Raw genomic sequence first — 18,330 nt, 5'->3', positions numbered from 1 at the left:
GATGGCTCAGAACACACGCACCGTTCCGGCGGGTACGCCCACCGAGGTCACCCAGAAGCACGTCAAGGGCGGCGTCGGCGAGTCCACCCTCCGCCCCGACGGCACCCTCAAGGTCACCGGCGAGTACGCCTACTCCTCGGACATGTGGCACGAGGACATGCTGTGGGGCCAGATCCTGCGCTCCACCGTCGCGCACGCCGAGATCGTGTCCATCGACACCTCCGAGGCCCTCACGATGGACGGCGTCTACGCCGTCCTGACCCACGAGGACCTGCCGGCCGCGAAGAACTACGGCATGGAGTTCCAGGACACCCCGGTGCTCGCCTACGGCAAGGTCCGTCACCACGGTGAGCCGGTCGCCCTCGTGGCCGCCGACCACCCGGAGACCGCCCGCCGCGCCGCCGCGAAGATCAAGGTCGAGTACCGCGAGCTCCCGCTCATCACGGACGAGGCCTCCGCCCTCGCCCCGGACGCGATCCTGGTCCACGAGAACCGCGACGACCACCACTCCGGCCACGTCCCGCACCCCAACATCGTGCACCGCCAGCCGATCATCCGCGGCAACGCCGCCGAGGCCGCCGAGCGCGCCGACGTGATCGTCAAGGGCGAGTACACCTTCGGCATGCAGGACCAGGCCTTCCTCGGCCCCGAGTCCGGCCTCGCCGTACCGGCCGAGGACGGCGGCGTCGACCTGTACGTCGCCACCCAGTGGCTGCACTCGGACCTCAAGCAGATCGCCCCCTGCCTCGGCCTGCCCGAGGAGAAGGTCCGGATGACCATGGCCGGTGTCGGCGGCGCCTTCGGCGGCCGCGAGGACATCTCCATGCAGATCCTCGCCTCGGTCCTGGCCCTGCGCACCGGCAAGCCGGTCAAGATGGTCTACAACCGGTACGAGTCCTTCTTCGGGCACGTCCACCGGCACCCGGCGAAGCTCTACTACGAGCACGGCGCCACCAGGGACGGCAAGCTCACGCACGTGAAGTGCAAGATCGTGCTCGACGGCGGCGCGTACGCGTCGTCCACGGCCTCGGTCGTCGGCAACGCCTCCTCCCTCTCGATCGGCCCGTACGTCGTCGACGACGTCGAGATCGAGGCGATCGGCCTCTACACCAACAACCCGCCCTGCGGCGCCATGCGCGGCTTCGGCGCGGTCCAGGCCTGCTTCGCCTACGAGGCCCAGATGGACAAGCTCGCGGCCGAGCTGGGCATGGACCCGGTGGAGCTGCGCCAGCTCAACGCCATGGAGCAGGGCACGATCATGCCGACCGGCCAGGTCGTGGACTCGCCGGCCCCGGTCGCCGAGCTGCTGCGCCGGGTCAAGGCCCGTCCGATGCCGCCGGAGCGCCAGTGGGAGACCGCCGGCGAGGGCGCGGACGTCCGCGCGCTGCCGGGCGGCCTGTCCAACACCTCGCACGGCGAGGGCGTCGTGCGGGGCGTCGGCTACGCCGTCGGCATCAAGAACGTCGGCTTCTCCGAGGGCTTCGACGACTACTCGACCGCCAGGATCCGCATGGAGGTCATCAACGGCGAGGCCGTCGCCACGGTCCACACCGCCGCGGCGGAGGTCGGCCAGGGCGGCATCACCATCCACGCCCAGATCGCCCGCACGGAGCTCGGCGTCCAGCAGGTCACCATCCTCCCCGCCGACACCCAGGTGGGCTCGGCCGGTTCGACCTCCGCGGGCCGCCAGACGTACATGACCGGCGGCGCCATCAAGAACTCCTGCGGGATCGTCCGCGAGAAGGTCCTGGAGATCGGCCGACGCAAGTTCGGCTCGTACCACCCGGCCTGGGCCAACGCCGAGCTCCTCCTGGAGGGCGGCAAGGTCGTCACCGACGGCGGCGAGGCCCTCGCGAGCATCGCGGACGTCCTGGAGGACGAGGTCGTGGAGGTCGAGGAGGAGTGGCGCCACCGGCCCACCCAGGCCTTCGACCTCGTCACCGGCCAGGGCGACGGGCACGTCCAGTACGCCTTCGCCGCGCACCGCGCGGTCGTGGAGGTGGACACCGAGCTCGGTCTCGTGAAGGTGATCGAGCTGGCCTGTGCGCAGGACGTCGGCAAGGCGGTCAACCCGCTCTCCGTGGTCGGCCAGATCCAGGGTGGCACCACCCAGGGCCTGGGCGTCGCGGTGATGGAGGAGATCATCGTCGATCCGAAGACCGCGAAGGTGCGCAACCCCTCCTTCACGGACTACCTGATCCCGACCATCCTCGACACGCCGACCATCCCGGTCGACTACCTCGAGCTGGCCGACCCCAACGCGCCGTACGGCGTCCGGGGCATCGGCGAGGCCCCGACCCTGTCGTCCACCCCGGCCGTCCTCGCGGCGATCCGGGCGGCGACGGGCCTGGAGCTCAACAAGACGCCGGTCCGCCCCGAGGCGCTCACCGGCACCCTGTAGGACCCTCCGGGCGGTGCGCGCCTCCCAGGAACGTCACACCTCCACCGCCCGCACCGCCCGGAGCACTCCCTCTCGGGAAACCCGCATCACCGCAGTACCCGCATCACCGCAGTACCCACGCTTCACGGCATCACCCGTTCGTCTCGGGCCGTCCCCCGGGTCGTGCAGCCAACGAAATATCCCAAATCCCGCAGCTTCACCGTCAGAGCTTCGAAGTCTGATGCGGGTGCCCCTTTGAACCTTGGGAGTAGGCCCCATGACCCAGTCGTCTGTGGAGCCCAAGACCGCCTCGGAGGACGCGGGCTCCGGCTCCAACGTCCCCGCCGGCCGTTCTTGGCTCGACCGGTACTTTCACATCTCGGAGAGAGGATCCACCGTCGCGACGGAGATCCGCGGCGGCGTCACCACCTTCATGGCGATGGCGTACATTCTCCTGCTCAACCCGATCCTCCTCGGCGGCCCGGACGTCGACAAGCACGTTCTCGCCACCTCCGCCGTCATCACGGCGACCGCCTTCGCGGCGGCGGTGACCACCCTGCTGATGGGCTTCGTCGGCAAGGTCCCGCTCGTCCTCGCGGCGGGGCTCAGCGTCTCCGGTGTGCTCGCGACCCAGGTCGTGCCGCAGATGACCTGGCCGCAGGCCATGGGCATGTGCGTCGTCTACGGGCTGGTGATCTGCCTCCTGGTGGTCACCGGTCTCCGTGAGATGATCATGAACGCGATTCCGCTGCCGCTCAAGCACGGCATCACCATCGGCATCGGCCTCTTCATCGCGCTGATCGGCTTCAACAAGGCCGGCTTCGTGGGCGCCGGCCCGCAGTTCGGCCCGCCCATCACCCTCGGCGCCGGCGGCGAGCTCGTCGGCTGGCCGGTCCTGATCTTCGCGGTCACCCTGCTCGCGATCTTCGCGCTCCAGGCCCGCAAGGTCCCGGGCGCGATCCTCATCGGCATCGTCGCCGGCACCATCGTCTCCCTGATCGTGAACGCGGTCGCCGACGTCCCGGCCAAGGGCCCGGGTTCCTGGGCCAACGGCGCCCCGGAGCTCAAGGGCAGCGCGGTCTCCAGCCCGGACTTCTCGCTCTTCGGCGACGTCTCCTTCGGCGGCTGGGGCGACGTCGGCTTCATCACCGTCGGCGTCATCGTCTTCACCCTCGTCCTCGCCGGCTTCTTCGACGCGATGGCCACCATCATCGGCGTCGGCACCGAGGCCAACCTCGCCGACGACAAGGGCCGGATGCCCGGCCTGTCCAAGGCGCTGTTCATCGACGGCGCGGGCGGCGCGATCGGCGGCGTCTCCGGCGCCTCCGGCCAGACCGTCTTCGTGGAGTCCGCCACCGGCGTCGGCGAGGGAGCCCGCACAGGCTTCTCCTCGGTGATCACGGGCCTGTTCTTCGCGGCCGCCATCTTCTTCACCCCGATCACCCAGATCGTGCCCCGTGAGGTCGGCTCCGCCGCCCTGGTGGTCATCGGCGCGATGATGATGATGAACGCCAAGCACGTGAACTGGGGCGACAGCTCCGTCGCGATCCCGGTCTTCCTGACCGTCGTCCTGATGCCGTTCACCTACAGCATCACCCCGGGCGTCGCGGCCGGCGTCATCGCCTACACCGTCATCAAGGTGGCGCAGGGCAAGGCGCGCGAGGTCGGCGCGTTCATGTGGGCCCTCACCGCGATCTTCATCGTGTTCTTCGCCCTTCACCCGATCGAGGGTTGGCTGGGCGTCAGCTGACGCCCGACCCGCCCTCCGCACACCCCTGAGGAGACCGACATGCTGGACATCGCCGAAGAGCTGCACCGGTGGGTCGAGCAGGGACGTGACTTCGCCGTCGCCACCGTGGTGGCGGTCGGCGGCAGCGCGCCCCGGCAGCCGGGAGCCGCACTCGCCGTCGACGGCGACGGCACGGCGATCGGATCGGTCTCCGGCGGGTGTGTGGAGGGCGCGGTCTACGACCTGTGCGTCCAGGCCCTCGAAGACGGCGAGACCGTCGTCGAGCGCTTCGGCTACAGCGACGAGGACGCCTTCGCGGTCGGTCTGACCTGCGGCGGCATCATCGACATCCTCGTCACCCCGGTCCGCGGCGGGGTCTTCCCCGCCGCGCTGGCCGCCGCCGTCTCGGGGGAGGCGGCGGCCCTGGCGAGGATCGTGGACGGACCGGCGGACCTGTTGGGGCAGGCCCTGCTGGTCCGTCCCGACGGCTCGTACGAGGGGAAGCTCGGCGGCCACCCCGAGCTGGACCGCACCGCGGCCGCCGAGGCCCGGGCCGTGCTCGACGCGGGCCGCACCGGCACCGTCGAGATCGGCGAGGACGGCAGCCGCTGCGGACGTCCGCTGACCCTCCTGGTCGAGTCCTCCGTCCCGGCCCCCCGCATGATCGTCTTCGGCGCCATCGACTTCGCCGCCGCCCTCGTCCGGGTCGGCAAGTTCCTCGGCTACCACGTCACCGTCTGCGACGCGCGGCCCGTCTTCGCGACGGCCGCCCGCTTCCCCGAGGCCGACGAGATCGTCGTCGAATGGCCCCACCGCTACCTGGAGTCGACCGAGGTCGACGGCCGTACCGTCCTGTGCGTCCTCACGCACGACGCCAAGTTCGATGTGCCGCTCCTCAGGACCGCCCTCAAGCTTCCCGTCGCCTACATCGGCGCGATGGGCTCCCGCCGCACCCACGAGGACCGCAACGAGCGCCTCCGCGGCGTCGGCGTCACCGAACTCGAACTCGCCCGCCTGCGCTCCCCGATCGGCCTCGACCTCGGCGCGCGCACGCCCGAGGAGACCGCCCTCTCGATCGGCGCCGAGATCGTCGCCAACCGCCGGGGCGGCAGCGGCGTCTCCCTCACGGGCGCCCACACCCCGATCCACCACGACGGACCCCGCCGGCCGGACGGGCTCATAGGCTCGGTCGCGTAGGGCCCGTCTCCCGGCTCGGGCGTCGGCGGGCCGGTCGCCGAGGTCCCGACTGCGGGCCGGTCGCCGGGGTGTCGACCGGCACCCGTCCCGGGGCCCGGTCCGGGCGTCCTCGCCCTCCTCGCCCCGATCGCTCCGTCCGGGACGCGCGCCCTGCCGCACGACTGCCCGGACCGCGCCCGGGTCCGCTTCATGCCCGGGTCCGCTTCGTGCCCGGGTCCGCTTCGCGCCCGCCCGGAGTCCTGACGGACGCCTTCGGGGCCGCCCCGCCGGGTGTCCGGGCCGGCCCTGCGGTGGGCACCGCGCTTCTCCCGCGACTTCCCTGGCCGGGCCGGGCGCCCGGTCCGGGATTTCGGCACGTCCGACCGTCCCCCGGAGGACCCGGCATGTTGCTCGACACTTAATGCAAGCCAAAAGAAAAGTCGTGTCGGACACCTTGACCCTCGTACACGCCAACCGCCAGCATCTGCTGCGGAGTGCGCGCTCCCTCCCCAACTCCCCCTCATTCCCGAGGAGATCGAGCCATGCCCGCAGTCGGCACCCGCCTCGCGCCATCCCCACGCCCGGGCCCCCGGGCCACCGCCGCCGTCCTCGTCACCGCCCTCCTCGCCGGTCTCCTCGCGCTGGTCGCCGCACCGACCGCCCAGGCCGCGCCCGCCCTGCTCTCGCAGGGCAGGCCCGCCACCGCCTCCAGCCAGGAGAACGGCGGCACCCCCGCGAGCGCCGCGGTCGACGGCGACCCGGGGACCCGCTGGTCCAGCGCCTTCGCCGATCCGCAGTGGATCCAGGTGGACCTGGGCGCCCCGGCCGCGCTCAGCAGGGTCGACCTGCGCTGGGAGACCGCCCACGCCGAGGCGTACCGCATCGAGCTCTCCGGCAACGGCACCGACTGGACGACCGCGTACAGCACGGCGGACGGCCCCGGCGGCAACGAGTCCCTGCCCGTCACCGGCACCGCCCGCTACGTCCGCGTGTACGGCACCGCCCGTGCCACCGCATGGGGCTACTCCCTCTGGGAGTTCCAGGTCTACGGCACCGCCGACACCGGCCCCGCCCTGCCCGGCGGCGGCGACCTCGGGCCGAACGTGCACGTCTTCGACCCGACCACGCCCGGCATCCAGACCAAGCTGGACGAGGTGTTCGCCCAGCAGGAGTCGGCCCAGTTCGGCAGCGGCCGCCACGCCTTCCTCTTCAAGCCCGGCACCTACAACGGCCTCAACGCCCAGATCGGCTTCTACACCCAGATCGCCGGCCTCGGGCTGCGTCCCGACGACACCACCGTCAACGGGGACGTGACCATCGACGCGGGCTGGTTCGACGGGAACGCCACCCAGAACTTCTGGCGCGGCGCCGAGGGCCTCGCCCTCAACCCGGTGAACGGCACCGACCGGTGGGCCGTCGCCCAGGCCTCCTCCTTCCGCCGCATGCACGTCAAGGGCGGGCTCAACCTGGCCCCCAGCGGCTACGGCTGGGCCAGCGGCGGCTACATCGCCGACTCGAAGATCGACGGCCAGGTCGGCAACTACTCGCAGCAGCAGTGGTACACCCGCGACAGCTCGATCGGCGGCTGGTCCAACAGCGTCTGGAACCAGGTCTTCTCCGGCACCGAGGGCGCACCCGCGCAGGCCTTCCCCGAGCCGAAGTACACCACCCTCGACACCACCCCGGTCTCCCGCGAGAAGCCGTACCTGATCTGGGAGGACGGCCAGTACAAGGTCTTCTCCCCGGCCAGGCGGAGCAACGCGCGCGGCACCACCTGGGCGAACGGCACCCCGCAGGGCGAGAAGATCCCGCTGAGCCGGTTCTACGTCGTCAGGCCCGGCACCACCGCCGCCACCGTCAACCAGGCGCTCGACCAGGGTCTGCACCTGCTCCTCACGCCCGGCGTCTACCACGTCGACCGGACGATCACCGTGAACCGCCCCGGCACGATCGTCCTCGGCCTCGGCCTGGCCACGATCGTCCCGGACAACGGCGTCACCGCGATGCGCGTGGCCGACGTCGACGGCGTCCGCCTCGCCGGCTTCCTGATCGACGCCGGCCAGGTCGCCTCGCCGACCCTCCTGGAGGTCGGGCCGCAGAACGCCTCCGCCGACCACGCCGCCGACCCCACCACCGTCCAGGACGTCTACTTCCGCGTCGGCGGCGCCGGTCCCGGAAAGGCGACCGTCGCCATGGCGGTGAACAACGACGACACGATCGTCGACCACACCTGGGTCTGGCGCGCCGACCACGGCGAGGGAGTCGGCTGGGAGACCAACCGCGCCGACTACGGCGTCCGCGTGTACGGCGACGACGTCCTCGCCACCGGACTCTTCGTCGAGCACTTCAACAAGTACGACGTCGAGTGGTTCGGCGAGCGCGGCCGCACGATCTTCTTCCAGAACGAGAAGGTGTACGACGCCCCGAACCAGGCCGCCGTCCAGGACGGCCCCCACAAGGGCTACGCCGCCTACCGCGTCGACGACTCCGTGACCACCCACGAGGGCTGGGGGCTCGGCAGCTACTGCTACTACAACGTGGACCCGACGATCCGTCAGGACCACGGCTTCCGGGCCCCGGTGAAGCCCGGGGTGCGGTTCCACGACCTGCTCGTCGTCTCGCTCGGCGGCAACGGCCAGTACGAGCACGTCATCAACGACACGGGCGCCCCGACCTCGGGCACCGCCACCGTGCCGTCCACCGTGGTCTCGTACCCGTGACCCGCGCGGGGTGAGACGGAGGGCGGCGCGCGCTCAGCGCGCCGCCCTCTCCCGTACCGTCGACGCCCACGCCGGCTGCTCCTCGGCCGGCTCCGCCTCGGCCCGCCGGCCGCCCCGGGCGAAGAAGTCCGCGAGCGGCAGGATCGCGGCGCCGACCGTCACCGCGTCCGGGCCCAGGGTGCCCATGGCGATGCCGACCCGGGCCGCCGGGTACTTCAGGGCGTACTCGGCCGCGTACCCCTTCACCGTCTCCAGGAAGCGCGCGCCGAGCTGGAGGCCCGCCCAGCCGCCGACGAGGATGCGCTCGGGCTGGAAGAGGTTGATCAGATCGGCGAAACCGGCGCCCAGGTACTCGGCGGTCTCCTCCAGGACGGCCAGCGCGGTGGAGTCGGGACCCGCGGCGGGGTCCGCCGGGTACGCGGCCGCCAGCATCGCCGTCAGGGCCGTCTCCTCGTCCGCGCCCGCCGGAGGCCGCCCGCCCGCCTCCCGCCAGCGTTCCAGCAGGGCCTCCGCGCCCGCGTACGCCTCCAGGCAGCCGCGGGCGCCGCAGCGGCAGCGGCGGCCCCGGACCCGTACCGTGAGATGCCCCCATTCGAGCGCCCGGCCCGGCCCCATCGGGTCGGTGACCACACAGGCGCCGACGCCCGAGCCGAAGAGCACGACCACGGCGCTGCGCGCCCCCCGGCCGGCGCCGAACCACATCTCGGCCTGGCCGAGGGTCTTGGCGCCGTTGTCGATCCAGTACGGCACCGAGGCCGGCAGGTCCACGCTCTCGCGCAGCAGCCGCTCCAGCGGGACGGCGTCCCAGCCGATGGTCTGGCCGTGCACCACCGCGCCCTCCTCGGCGGTGCGGGCGACGATGCCGGGCACGCCGACGCCGACGCCGAGCAGCCGCTCGGCGGGGACGCCCGCGGTCCGGAGCACCTCCGCGATGCCGGCCCGGACGTGGTCGACGACGACGCCGACCTCGTAGCGGTCGTGCGGGTTCGGCCGCTCGACGGCCAAGGGGCGCTCGGCGCGGGCGAGTTCGGTGAGGGCGAGGTCGAACAGCTCGATCCGGACCCGGGTCTCGCCGACGTCCACGCCGATCATGCAGCCGCTGCCGGGGGTGATCCGCAGCAGGGTGCGGGGGCGTCCGCCGGCCGAGTCGACGCTGCCCGCCTCCTCGACGAGGCCCTCCGCGAGGAGCTCCGCGACCACGTTGCTGACGGAGCCGGAGCTCAGTCCGGTGGCCGGGCCCAGGGAGAAGCGGCTCAGGGGGCCGTCGAAGTACAGGCGCTGGAGGACGGCGGTGCGGTTCTCGCGTCGCAGGTCACGCACGGTGCGGCCGTTCCGCATGGTCACTTGGGCCCCCTGGGGAAGTAGTCCTGACCGAAACATACCGCTGCCGGGACCCTTGACGCGACCTTCTCTTGAGGTTTAACTCACGTCCTGAAATAAGCCGGGGAGGAGCCGTCGGAGCCTTCACCTCCTGAACGCGGGACGCGACCGTCCACCCCGCCCTCCCCAGCTCCCCGCCACTCCCCGAAAGGGCCATGAGGAGCCATGCGCATCATCAGAGCCGCGGCCGTCGGCGCCGTCACCCTCTCCCTCGTCCTCACCGCCGCGGCCTGCGGAGGAGGCTCCCCGGCCGACGGCTCCGGCTCCGGCGGCGGCAAGACCCTCACCTACTGGGCCTCCAACCAGGGCGCGAGCCTGGAGGTCGACAAGAAGGTCCTCCGGCCCGAACTCGACCGCTTCGAGAAGGAGACCGGCATCAAGGTCGAGCTGGAGGTCATCCCCTGGTCCGACCTGCTCAACCGCATCCTCACCGCGGCCACCTCCGGCCAGGGCCCCGACGTCCTCAACATCGGCAACACCTGGAGCGCCTCCCTCCAGTCCACCGGCGCCCTGCTGCCCTGGGACGCGAAGAACTTCGAGGCCATCGGCGGCAAGGACCGCTTCGTCGCCTCCGCGCTCGGTTCCACCGGCGCCCCCGGCCAGGACCCCGCCGCCGTCCCGCTCTACTCCATGGCCTACGCGCTCTACTACAACAAGAAGATGTTCCAGGACGCCGGCATAGCGAAGCCGCCGGCCACCTGGGACGAACTGATCGCCGACGGCAAGAAGCTCAGCGGGGACGGGAAGTCCGCCCTCGGCGTCGAGGGCGGCAACCTCGCCGAGAACATCCACCAGGTCTTCGTCCTCGGCAAGCAGCACGGCGCCGACTTCTTCACCCCCGACGGCAAGGCCGACTTCACCTCCGACGGCGCCGTCGCCGCCGTCAAGCAGTACGTCGACCTCATGGCCGCCCACAAGATCGTCGCCCCCGGCAACGCCGAGTACGCCCAGAACCAGTCCCTCGCCGACTTCGCCAAGGACCGCACCGCCATGGTCCTCTGGCAGACCCCCGGCACCACCTTCCAGGCCCAGGGCATGAACCCCGACGAGTGGGGCGTCGCCCCCGCCCCCGTGATCTCCGGCACCCCCGGCCGGGGCACGGGGACCAACTCCATGGTCGCCGGCATCAACCTCGCCGTCTTCAAGAACACGAAGAACCGCGAAGGCGCCCTGAAGTTCGTGAAGTTCATGACCGGCGACACCGAGCAGAAGACGCTCAACCACGCCTACGGCTCCATCCCCCCGGTCACGAGCGCCCAGCAGGACCCCGCCTTCGACACCCCCACCGTCACCGTCCTCAAGCAGACCCTCGCCACCAGCGCCGCCGCCCTGCCGCAGGTCCCCGAGGAGTCCCAGTTCGAGACGGTCGTCGGCACCGCCGTCAAGGAACTCTTCGCGGACGCCGCCGCCGGCCGCCCGGTCACCACCGAGTCCGTACGCGCCGAGCTCGACAAGGCCCAGCAGCAGATGCCCAAGAAGTGAGCCGGACGCCACCATGACCACCACCGCCATCGAGAAGCCCCCCGGGCGGACCGGCCAGCGGCACGCCCCCGGGGCGGCCCCGCGCCGGCGCCGCCCCGGGCGGCTCCGGGCCCGCGGCCTGCCCTACCTGCTGCTCCTCCCGGCCCTCCTCCTCGAACTCCTCGTCCACCTCGTGCCGATGCTCATCGGCATCGTGATGAGCTTCAAGGAGCTCACCCAGTTCTTCATCCGCGACTGGACGGCCGCCCCCTGGGCCGGGCCCGACAACTACGCGGTCTCGCTCGACCTCGACGCCCCCGTCGGCGAAGCGCTCCTGAAGTCGTTCCTCACGACCTGCCTCTTCACCTTCTGCTCCGTCGGCCTGTGCTGGCTCCTCGGCACCGCAGCCGCCCTCTTCATGCAGGAGGCCTTCCGCGGCCGGGGCCTCCTGCGCGCGCTCTTCCTCGTCCCGTACGCCCTGCCGGTCTACGCGGCGGTCATCACCTGGGCATTCATGTTCCAGCGGGACAACGGCCTGGTGAACCACGTCCTCCACGACCAGCTCGGCATCGGCGACGGCCCCGCCTTCTGGCTCATCGGCGACAACGCCTTCGTCACCCTGCTCGTCGTCTCCGTCTGGAAGGGCTGGCCCTTCGCCTTCCTCGTCCTGATGGCCGGCCTCCAGAACATCCCCCGGGAGGTCTACGAGGCCGCCGCCCTCGACGGCGCGGGCACGTGGCGACAGGTCCGCCACGTCACCCTGCCGTCCCTGCGGCCGGTCAACCAGGTCCTCGTCCTCGTCCTGTTCCTGTGGACCTTCAACGACTTCAACACCCCCTTCGTCCTCTTCGGCAAGGCGGCCCCCGCATCCGCCGACCTGATCTCCCTGCACATCTACCAGTCCTCGTTCCAGACCTGGAACTTCGGCACGGGCTCGGCCATGTCGGTCCTGCTCCTGCTGTTCCTGCTCGCCGTCACGGGGGCCTACCTGCTGCTCACCACCCGGAGCCCCCGGGAAAGGAAGGCCGCCGGTGGCCGCTGACAAGAAGCCCCGCTCGCCCATGGCCGCACCCCGCTCCTTCCTCTGGAGCCGGCGGATCTTCCTCACCCTGCTCACCGGCTTCGTCCTGCTGCCGGTGTACGTGATGGTCTCCAGCTCCCTCAAACCGCTCGCGGACGTCTCGGGGAAGTTCCGGTGGATCCCCTCCGGGCTCACCCTCCGCCCGTACCTCGACATCTGGCGGACCGTCCCGCTCGCCGACTACTTCGTGAACTCGCTGATCGTCGCGGGCGCGGCCACCGCCTGCTCCCTCGTCGTCGCGGTCTTCGCCGCCTACGCCGTCAGCCGCCACGCCTTCCGCGGCAGACGCGTCTTCACCGTGACGGTGCTCTCCACCCAGATGTTCCCCGGCATCCTCTTCCTGCTGCCGCTCTTCCTCCTCTACGTCGACATCGGCAACGCCACCGGCATCGCGCTCTTCGGCTCGCGCGGCGGTCTGATCCTCACCTATCTGACCTTCTCGCTGCCGTTCTCCGTCTGGATGCTCATCGGCTACTTCGACGGCGTCCCGCGCGACCTCGACGAGGCCGCCAAGGTCGACGGCTGCGGCCCGCTCGGCGCCCTCCTCCGCGTCGTCGTCCCCGCCGCGGTCCCCGGCATCGTCGCCGTCGGCGTCTACGCCTTCATGACGGCCTGGGGCGAGGTCCTCTTCGCCTCCGTCATGACGACCGACACCACCCGCACCCTCGCCGTCGGCCTCCAGGGCTACGCCACCCAGAACGACGTCTACTGGAACCAGGTGATGGCCGCCTCCCTCGTGGTCAGCGTCCCCGTCGTCGCCGGGTTCCTGCTCCTCCAGCGCTACCTCGTCACCGGTCTCACCGCGGGCGCGGTCAAGTGACGACCTCCCGGCCCGAAAGGACTCCCGTGCCAGAACCGCTCGACCTCGCCGCCTTCCCCCCGTCCTTCGCCTGGGGCACCGCCACCTCCGCGTACCAGATCGAGGGCGCCGTCGCCGAGGACGGCCGCGCCCCCTCCATCTGGGACACCTTCTCCCGCGTCCCCGGCGCGATCGACAACGGCGACCACGGCGACACCGCCTGCGACCACTACCACCGCTGGCCCGAGGACATCGCCCTCATGAAGGGCCTCGGCACCGACGCCTACCGGCTCTCCGTCGCCTGGCCGCGCGTCGTCCCCGGCGGCGACGGACCCGTCAACGAGGCCGGGCTCGACTTCTACGACCGGCTCGTCGACGGCCTCCTCGACGCCGGGATCACCCCCTCCGTCACCCTCTACCACTGGGACCTGCCGCAGGCCCTCCAGGACCGCGGCGGCTGGACCGTCCGCGAGACCGCCGAACACCTCGCCGTCTACGCCGGCGCCGTCGCGGAACGCCTCGGCGACCGCGTCACCCGGTGGGCCACCCTCAACGAACCCCTCTGCTCCGCCTGGATCGGCCACCTGGAGGGCCGGATGGCGCCGGGCCTCACCGACCTCACGGCCGCCGTCCGCGCCTCCTACCACCTGCTCCTCGGCCACGGCCTCGCCACCGCCGCCGTCCGCGCCGCCGCCCCCGGCGCCCGGATCGGCCTGGTCACCAACCACTCCACCGTCGCGCCCGCGAGCACCCGCCCCGAGGACGTCGCCGCCGCCGCCCGCATGGACGGCCACACCAACCGCTGGTGGCTCGACCCGGTCTTCGACCGCGGCTTCCCCGCCGACATGCGCGAGCTGTACGGCGTCGAACTCCCGGAGCGGCAGGGCGACATGACGGCCATCGCCGCCCCGCTCGACTGGCACGGCCTCAACTACTACTTCCCGGTCACCGTCGCCGACGACCCGACGGGCCCCGTCCCGCACGCCCGCGAGGTCCGCCTCCCCGACGCGCCCCGCACCGGCATGGACTGGCAGATCGACGCGGGCGGCCTGGAGGCCCTCCTGCTGCGGCTGACCGAGGACTACGGCGCGCGCGAGCTGTACGTCACCGAGAACGGCTCGGCCTTCCCCGACGCCACCGGCCCCGACGGCGAGGTCCACGACCCGGAGCGCACCCGCTACCTGGAGGATCACCTCGCCGCCTGCGCCCGCGCCCTGCGCAAGGGCGTCCCGCTCGCCGGGTACTACGCCTGGTCCCTGCTCGACAACTTCGAATGGGCCTACGGCTACGACAAGCGCTTCGGGCTCGTCCACGTCGACTACGCGACCCAGCGCCGCACCGTGAAGACGAGCGGGCGGCGGTACGCGGAGATCGTCGCCGCCCATCGCGCGCTGCACGCCCGGTAGCGCCCGCGGCCGTCCCCGCCCGCCCCGGCGCTCCGCGCCCGGTCCCGTCCTTCCGAGGACGGGACCGGGCGCGGAGCCGTGTACGGGGGGGCCGCTCAGGCCTTGCGCAGGCCGCTGAGCAGCAGCTCGGCCAGCTGCTCGTAGGCCTCGGCGTCGGCGAGACCGGTCGCCGCGGCCACCTGGCGCCGCTGGATCCGGACCATCACCGAGGAGATGACGTCGGCCGCGAAGGTCACGTGCACCTCGCGGAACACACCGGCCCGCACGCCCTCCTCGATGAGCTGCTGCACCCGGCCGGCCGCCGCCCGGGTGTTCCGCTCGTACACCTCCGCCGCCGGCTCGAAGGCCGCCACGTCGTCGAAGAACTGCGGCGAGACGGGCGCCAGCTCGGCCGAGACCGCCCGCAGATAGGCGGACAGCCGCTCGGCCGGGTCCGAGGCGGCGGCGAGCACGGCCTCGACCCGGGCCGTGGCGCGCCGGAAGAAGTGCACGACCGCCGCCCGGACCAGCTGCTCCTTGCTGCCGGCCAGGCCGTACAGGGTCCGCTTCGAACAGCGCAGCCGGGCGGCGAGATCGTCGAGCGTCAGCCGGGCGAAGCCCTCGCCGACGAGGAGGGCGACGAGTTCCTCGAACAGGGCGGAGCGGCGTGCCGCTCCGCGCCCCGTCAGCTTGGGGGCGTCGGCGGCGGAGGTCTCGATCACCCCGCCAGTATTCCAGGCCGCCGTTCCGGGGGGTTACGCCGCCACCCTTCTGCGCTACGCTAACCGGTACTGCAGTACCCTTCCCAGTACCACTTTGCGCGCCGCTGGAGTCGCCATGGATGTCGACCGCCTGCTTCCCACCCCCGAGGCGGCGGACCTCATCGCCCTCACCCGGGAGATCGCCGACAAGGAGCTCTCTCCGCGGGTGGACGAGCACGAGGCCGCCGAGACCTATCCCGAGGGGCTCTTCGCCACCCTCGGCGAGGCCGGGCTCCTCGGCCTCCCGTACCCCGAGGAGCACGGCGGCGGAGGCCAGCCCTACGAGGTCTACCTCCAGGTCCTGGAGGAGCTCGCCGCGCGCTGGGCCGCCGTCGCCGTCGCCACCAGCGTCCACACCCTCGCCTGCCACCCCCTCCACGCCTTCGGCACCCCGGAGCAGAAGGAGCGCTGGCTCCCCGCGATGCTGGAGGGCCGGAGCATCGGCGGTTACAGCCTCTCCGAGCCGCAGGCCGGCTCCGACGCCGCCGCCCTCACCTGCAAGGCCGAGCGCCAGGAGGACGGCAGCGGCTACCGCGTCACCGGCACCAAGGCCTGGATCACCCACGGCGGCAAGGCCGGCTTCTACGCCCTCTTCGCCCGCACCGCCCCCGGCAGCCGCGGCGTCTCCTGCTTCCTCGCCCCCGGCGCCACCGAGGGCCTGAGCTTCGGCGCGCCCGAGCGCAAGATGGGCCTCCAGGCCGTGCCGACGACGGCCGCGTACTGGGACGGCGCCCTCATCGGGGAGGACCGGCGCATCGGGGACGAGGGCCAGGGCCTCCAGATCGCCTTCAGCGCCCTCGACAGCGGCCGCCTCGGCATCGCCGCCTGCGCCACCGGCCTCGCCCAGGCCGCGCTGGACGCCGCCGTGACGTACGCCAACGAGCGCACCACCTTCGGCCGCCGGATCGTCGACCACCAGGGTCTCGGCTTCCTCCTCGCCGACATGGCCGCCGCCGTCGACGCCGCCCGCGCCACCTACCTGGACGCGGCCCGCCGCCGCGACCTCGGCCGCCCCTTCAGCCGTCAGGCCAGCGCGGCCAAGCTCATCGCCACCGACACGGCGATGAAGGTCACCACGGACGCCGTCCAGGTCTTCGGCGGCTACGGCTACACCCGCGACTTCCCCGTCGAGCGCTACATGCGAGAGGCGAAGATCATGCAGATATTCGAAGGCACGAACCAGATCCAGCGGCTCGTCATCAGCCGGGGGCTCTCGCGCACGGCGGGCTAGCGCGGTGACCGGGACCGTCGCCGGGAGCTGCTCAGGCCCGGCGGCGGGCGCGCGTGCCGTCGCGAGCGGGCGCGCGGCGCCGGGGGCGTCCGGCCGGTGGGCGCGCCGCCGCGAGCAGGGCCACGGCCGTCGCCGCCGTCAGGGCGGCCCCGAGGGAGCGGGCCGCCGACGGGCCCGCCAGGGCGGCGCCCAGGGCGAAGCCGGTGATCTTGAGGCTGGCGCCGGTGGTGAAGATCTGACTGCGCAGACGGTCCGGGGCCTCCCGGTGCCGCACCGCGAACAGGGCGGTGAGCTGGGGGCCTTCGCCGAGCCCCGAGACGAGGAAGGCGGCCACCAGGGCCACGGGCTCCCCCGTCAGCGCGAGGGCCGGGCCGAGGGCCTGGACCAGCGCCCCGGCCCGTACCAGGGCGTCGGGGGTGAGGGGGAGCGGGAACCGGGCGAGCAGGGCGTTGGCGACGAGGGCGGAGACCGCCGCGCAGGACAGCAGCACCGCCCCGCGGCCGGCTCCGCCGAGGACCCGTTCGCCCAGGAGCGGGACACAGGCCGTCAGCATGCCCTGGGCGACGCAGGAGACGACGGAACAGAGGGTCGCACGGGCCAGGCTCGGGTTCCCGAGGACCGCCCGCGTCCCGGACGCGAGGGCGCCGAGGACGGCCCGGGACGCCCCCGGGCTCCGGTCCCGCGCGGGGAGGAACCAGGCCGCGGGGGCCGCAGCGGCGACGAGGACCGCCGCCAGCGCCACCGCCGTCGGTGCTCCGAGGGCCTCCGCCGCCCCGCCCGCGAGGGCCGGGCCGGCCAGGGCCGCCGCGCAGAAGGACATCGTGTCGAGCGCGTTCGCCCGGGCCAGCCCGGCGCCCGCCGCCACCAGGGGCAACTGGGCGGACCAGCCTCCCGAGAGGGCCGGGCCCGACAGCCCGGTGAGGGCCGCCGTCGCCACCGTGAAGGCGAACGGCAGCCGGCCGAGCCCCGCGAGGACGAGCGTCAGCCCCGCCGCGTACAGGACGAGCGCGCCGGCGAGCAGCCGGCCCGGGCGTGCCGCCCCGTCGAGGAGCGCTCCGAGCACCGGTCCGCCGAGCGCGGCGGAGACGCTGACGGCCGCGAGCAGCGCCGACGCCTCGGCGGCGGAGCCGACGAGGGCGAAGCCGGCGAGGAGCAGCGCCGGTCCGGCCGCCTCGTCCCCGACGCGAGCCACCAGCGCCCCGGCCAGACAGAGGGGGGTCCGCATCCGCAGGACAGTACGGAGGTAACTCAAAACTCCACAAGTTGCGTTACATTCCAGAGGTGCCCGACGACGACTGGTCCACCCGTCACTCCGTCCTGACCACGGCCCGCCGCACCGCCGCCCTCGTCAACGCGCTCGCCGACGACCGGCCCGACCCGGACGAGGTCGCCGCCGTGCTCCTGGCGTACGGGGAGACCGGCCCCGTCGAGCTGGGGCCCGAGGAGGTGACCGGGATGCGGGCGGCCGCCGCCCCGCTCCGCGAGGTCTTCGCCGCCGCGACCGCCGACGGGGCCGCCGCCGTCCTGAACCGGCTCCTGCGGGAGCACACCGGGCCGCTCCGGCTGACCTCGCACGGCGGCACCGCTCCCTGGCACGCGCACGTCGACCGGGACGACGACGCGCCCTGGGCCGAGTGGCTGCTCGCCTCGTCCTGCATGGCGCTCGCCGTCCTCCTCTGGGACCGGCAGCGCCCGCCCGGCAGGACCTGCGCGTCCGACAGCTGTCGGAACGTCTTCGTGGCGCAGGGCAGCGGGCCGGAACGCCGGTACTGCTCCCGCCGTTGCGCCACCCGCGAGCGCGTCGCGGCCCACCGCGGCCGGCACTCCGCCGGGGGCTCGGGCGGCGCCGCGGAGGGCCCCGCGTGACCCGGCCGCGCGGAGCGGGGCGGCGATCCCGGTGAGACCGTTTCGTCCGGCGTACCGGAGCGCCGCGCGGCCGTACGGGCCGGGGAGCTCGGGGTCGGCGCCCGCGGTGAGCAGGAGGACGACGACGTCCGGGTGCGCGCGGGCGCCTGCCCCGGGACCTACTTGCCGAGCGAGGCGGCGCCGGCGCGGGCGAACTTCTCGTCGAGGTCACCCGAGGGCGCGCCGGCCACGCCGATGCCCGCGACCGGGGCGCCCTTGGCGGTGACCGGGGCGCCGCCGGCGAGGAAGAGGGTGCCGGGGACGTCCTTCAGGGTCGGCGCGTCGGCGAGGCGGCCCGCGAGGACGGAGGTGGGGGCGTTCC

The 18,330-nt window shown here is 72.9% G+C and carries 14 protein-coding genes; 10 read left to right on the top strand and 4 right to left on the bottom strand.

Features of this window, described 5'->3' with window-relative positions; genetic code table 11:
• Position 1: 1 nt before the first annotated feature.
• The 4 genes from IE180_RS34300 (at position 2) to IE180_RS34285 (ending at position 8,005) form a co-directional block, all read left to right on the top strand.
• A complete protein-coding gene (locus IE180_RS34300) occupies positions 2 to 2,401 on the top strand; it encodes a xanthine dehydrogenase family protein molybdopterin-binding subunit (protein ID WP_190160864.1) in 2,400 nt (799 codons plus the stop codon).
• Between the two features lie 256 nt (positions 2,402 to 2,657).
• Complete coding sequence (locus tag IE180_RS34295; protein WP_190160863.1) at positions 2,658 to 4,130, top strand: NCS2 family permease; 1,473 nt, start codon at positions 2,658 to 2,660, stop codon at positions 4,128 to 4,130.
• 39 nt (positions 4,131 to 4,169) lie between these two features.
• Positions 4,170 to 5,306 (top strand): XdhC family protein, encoded by a 1,137-nt coding sequence (locus tag IE180_RS34290; protein ID WP_190160862.1) that lies wholly within the window; start codon positions 4,170 to 4,172, stop codon positions 5,304 to 5,306.
• Positions 5,307 to 5,827: 521 nt separating this feature from the next.
• Entirely contained in the window at positions 5,828 to 8,005 is a 2,178-nt protein-coding gene (locus IE180_RS34285; RefSeq protein WP_190160861.1) for a discoidin domain-containing protein, read from the top strand.
• 33 nt (positions 8,006 to 8,038) lie between these two features.
• Here IE180_RS34285 and IE180_RS34280 read toward each other — a convergent pair whose 3' ends face one another.
• On the bottom strand, positions 8,039 to 9,349 hold the full coding sequence (locus tag IE180_RS34280; protein WP_190160860.1) for an ROK family transcriptional regulator: 1,311 nt from the start codon (positions 9,347 to 9,349) through the stop codon (positions 8,039 to 8,041).
• A gap of 201 nt (positions 9,350 to 9,550) precedes the next feature.
• On the opposite strand from IE180_RS34280, the gene IE180_RS34275 reads away from it, so the two are divergent.
• From IE180_RS34275 to IE180_RS34260, 4 genes are read left to right on the top strand one after another with little or no spacing between them, the layout of a single operon-like run.
• Complete coding sequence (locus IE180_RS34275) at positions 9,551 to 10,867, top strand: ABC transporter substrate-binding protein (protein WP_190160859.1); 1,317 nt, start codon at positions 9,551 to 9,553, stop codon at positions 10,865 to 10,867.
• A 13-nt stretch (positions 10,868 to 10,880) separates the two neighbouring features.
• Complete coding sequence (locus tag IE180_RS34270) at positions 10,881 to 11,888, top strand: carbohydrate ABC transporter permease (protein WP_190160858.1); 1,008 nt, start codon at positions 10,881 to 10,883, stop codon at positions 11,886 to 11,888.
• A 19-nt stretch (positions 11,889 to 11,907) separates the two neighbouring features.
• The gene (locus IE180_RS34265; protein ID WP_190160883.1) at positions 11,908 to 12,747 is read left to right on the top strand and encodes a carbohydrate ABC transporter permease; all 840 of its coding nucleotides are present in this window, start codon (positions 11,908 to 11,910) and stop codon (positions 12,745 to 12,747) included.
• Positions 12,748 to 12,773: 26 nt separating this feature from the next.
• Positions 12,774 to 14,132: a GH1 family beta-glucosidase gene (locus tag IE180_RS34260; protein ID WP_190160857.1), complete on the top strand. Its 1,359-nt coding sequence runs from the start codon at positions 12,774 to 12,776 to the stop codon at positions 14,130 to 14,132.
• A gap of 95 nt (positions 14,133 to 14,227) precedes the next feature.
• Here IE180_RS34260 and IE180_RS34255 read toward each other — a convergent pair whose 3' ends face one another.
• Positions 14,228 to 14,833, bottom strand: a complete 606-nt coding sequence (locus IE180_RS34255) for a TetR/AcrR family transcriptional regulator (RefSeq protein WP_190160856.1) — start codon at positions 14,831 to 14,833, stop codon at positions 14,228 to 14,230.
• Positions 14,834 to 14,948: 115 nt separating this feature from the next.
• Here IE180_RS34255 and IE180_RS34250 point away from each other — a divergent pair, with 115 nt between their 5' ends.
• Positions 14,949 to 16,103, top strand: a complete 1,155-nt coding sequence (locus IE180_RS34250) for an acyl-CoA dehydrogenase family protein (RefSeq protein WP_190160855.1) — start codon at positions 14,949 to 14,951, stop codon at positions 16,101 to 16,103.
• 31 nt (positions 16,104 to 16,134) lie between these two features.
• Here IE180_RS34250 and IE180_RS34245 read toward each other — a convergent pair whose 3' ends face one another.
• The gene (locus IE180_RS34245; protein WP_229861196.1) at positions 16,135 to 17,328 is read right to left on the bottom strand and encodes an MFS transporter; all 1,194 of its coding nucleotides are present in this window, start codon (positions 17,326 to 17,328) and stop codon (positions 16,135 to 16,137) included.
• A gap of 56 nt (positions 17,329 to 17,384) precedes the next feature.
• Here IE180_RS34245 and IE180_RS34240 point away from each other — a divergent pair, with 56 nt between their 5' ends.
• On the top strand, positions 17,385 to 17,969 hold the full coding sequence (locus tag IE180_RS34240) for a CGNR zinc finger domain-containing protein (RefSeq protein ID WP_229861195.1): 585 nt from the start codon (positions 17,385 to 17,387) through the stop codon (positions 17,967 to 17,969).
• Between the two features lie 158 nt (positions 17,970 to 18,127).
• On the opposite strand, the gene IE180_RS34235 is transcribed toward IE180_RS34240, so the two are convergent.
• On the bottom strand, positions 18,128 to 18,330 hold a 203-nt coding region (locus IE180_RS34235), incomplete at its 5' end, for a heme-binding protein (protein ID WP_190160853.1).

Source organism: Streptomyces litmocidini (genome assembly GCF_014649755.1).
In the GTDB taxonomy this organism is placed as follows: Bacteria; Actinomycetota; Actinomycetes; order Streptomycetales; family Streptomycetaceae; genus Streptomyces; species Streptomyces litmocidini.
This window is presented reverse-complemented; position numbering and strand designations above follow the sequence as displayed.

Bases quoted from the DNA above. Each gene is read 5' to 3' on its own strand.
- IE180_RS34300 (WP_190160864.1), top strand. From the start codon at position 2: ATGGCTCAGAACACACGCACCGTTCCGGCGGGTACGCCCACCGAGGTC.
- IE180_RS34295 (WP_190160863.1), top strand. From the start codon at position 2,658: ATGACCCAGTCGTCTGTGGAGCCCAAGACCGCCTCGGAGGACGCGGGC.
- IE180_RS34290 (WP_190160862.1), top strand. From the start codon at position 4,170: ATGCTGGACATCGCCGAAGAGCTGCACCGGTGGGTCGAGCAGGGACGT.
- IE180_RS34285 (WP_190160861.1), top strand. From the start codon at position 5,828: ATGCCCGCAGTCGGCACCCGCCTCGCGCCATCCCCACGCCCGGGCCCC.
- IE180_RS34275 (WP_190160859.1), top strand. From the start codon at position 9,551: ATGCGCATCATCAGAGCCGCGGCCGTCGGCGCCGTCACCCTCTCCCTC.
- IE180_RS34270 (WP_190160858.1), top strand. From the start codon at position 10,881: ATGACCACCACCGCCATCGAGAAGCCCCCCGGGCGGACCGGCCAGCGG.
- IE180_RS34265 (WP_190160883.1), top strand. From the start codon at position 11,908: ATGGCCGCACCCCGCTCCTTCCTCTGGAGCCGGCGGATCTTCCTCACC.
- IE180_RS34250 (WP_190160855.1), top strand. From the start codon at position 14,949: ATGGATGTCGACCGCCTGCTTCCCACCCCCGAGGCGGCGGACCTCATC.
- IE180_RS34245 (WP_229861196.1), bottom strand. From the start codon at position 17,328: ATGCGGACCCCCCTCTGTCTGGCCGGGGCGCTGGTGGCTCGCGTCGGG.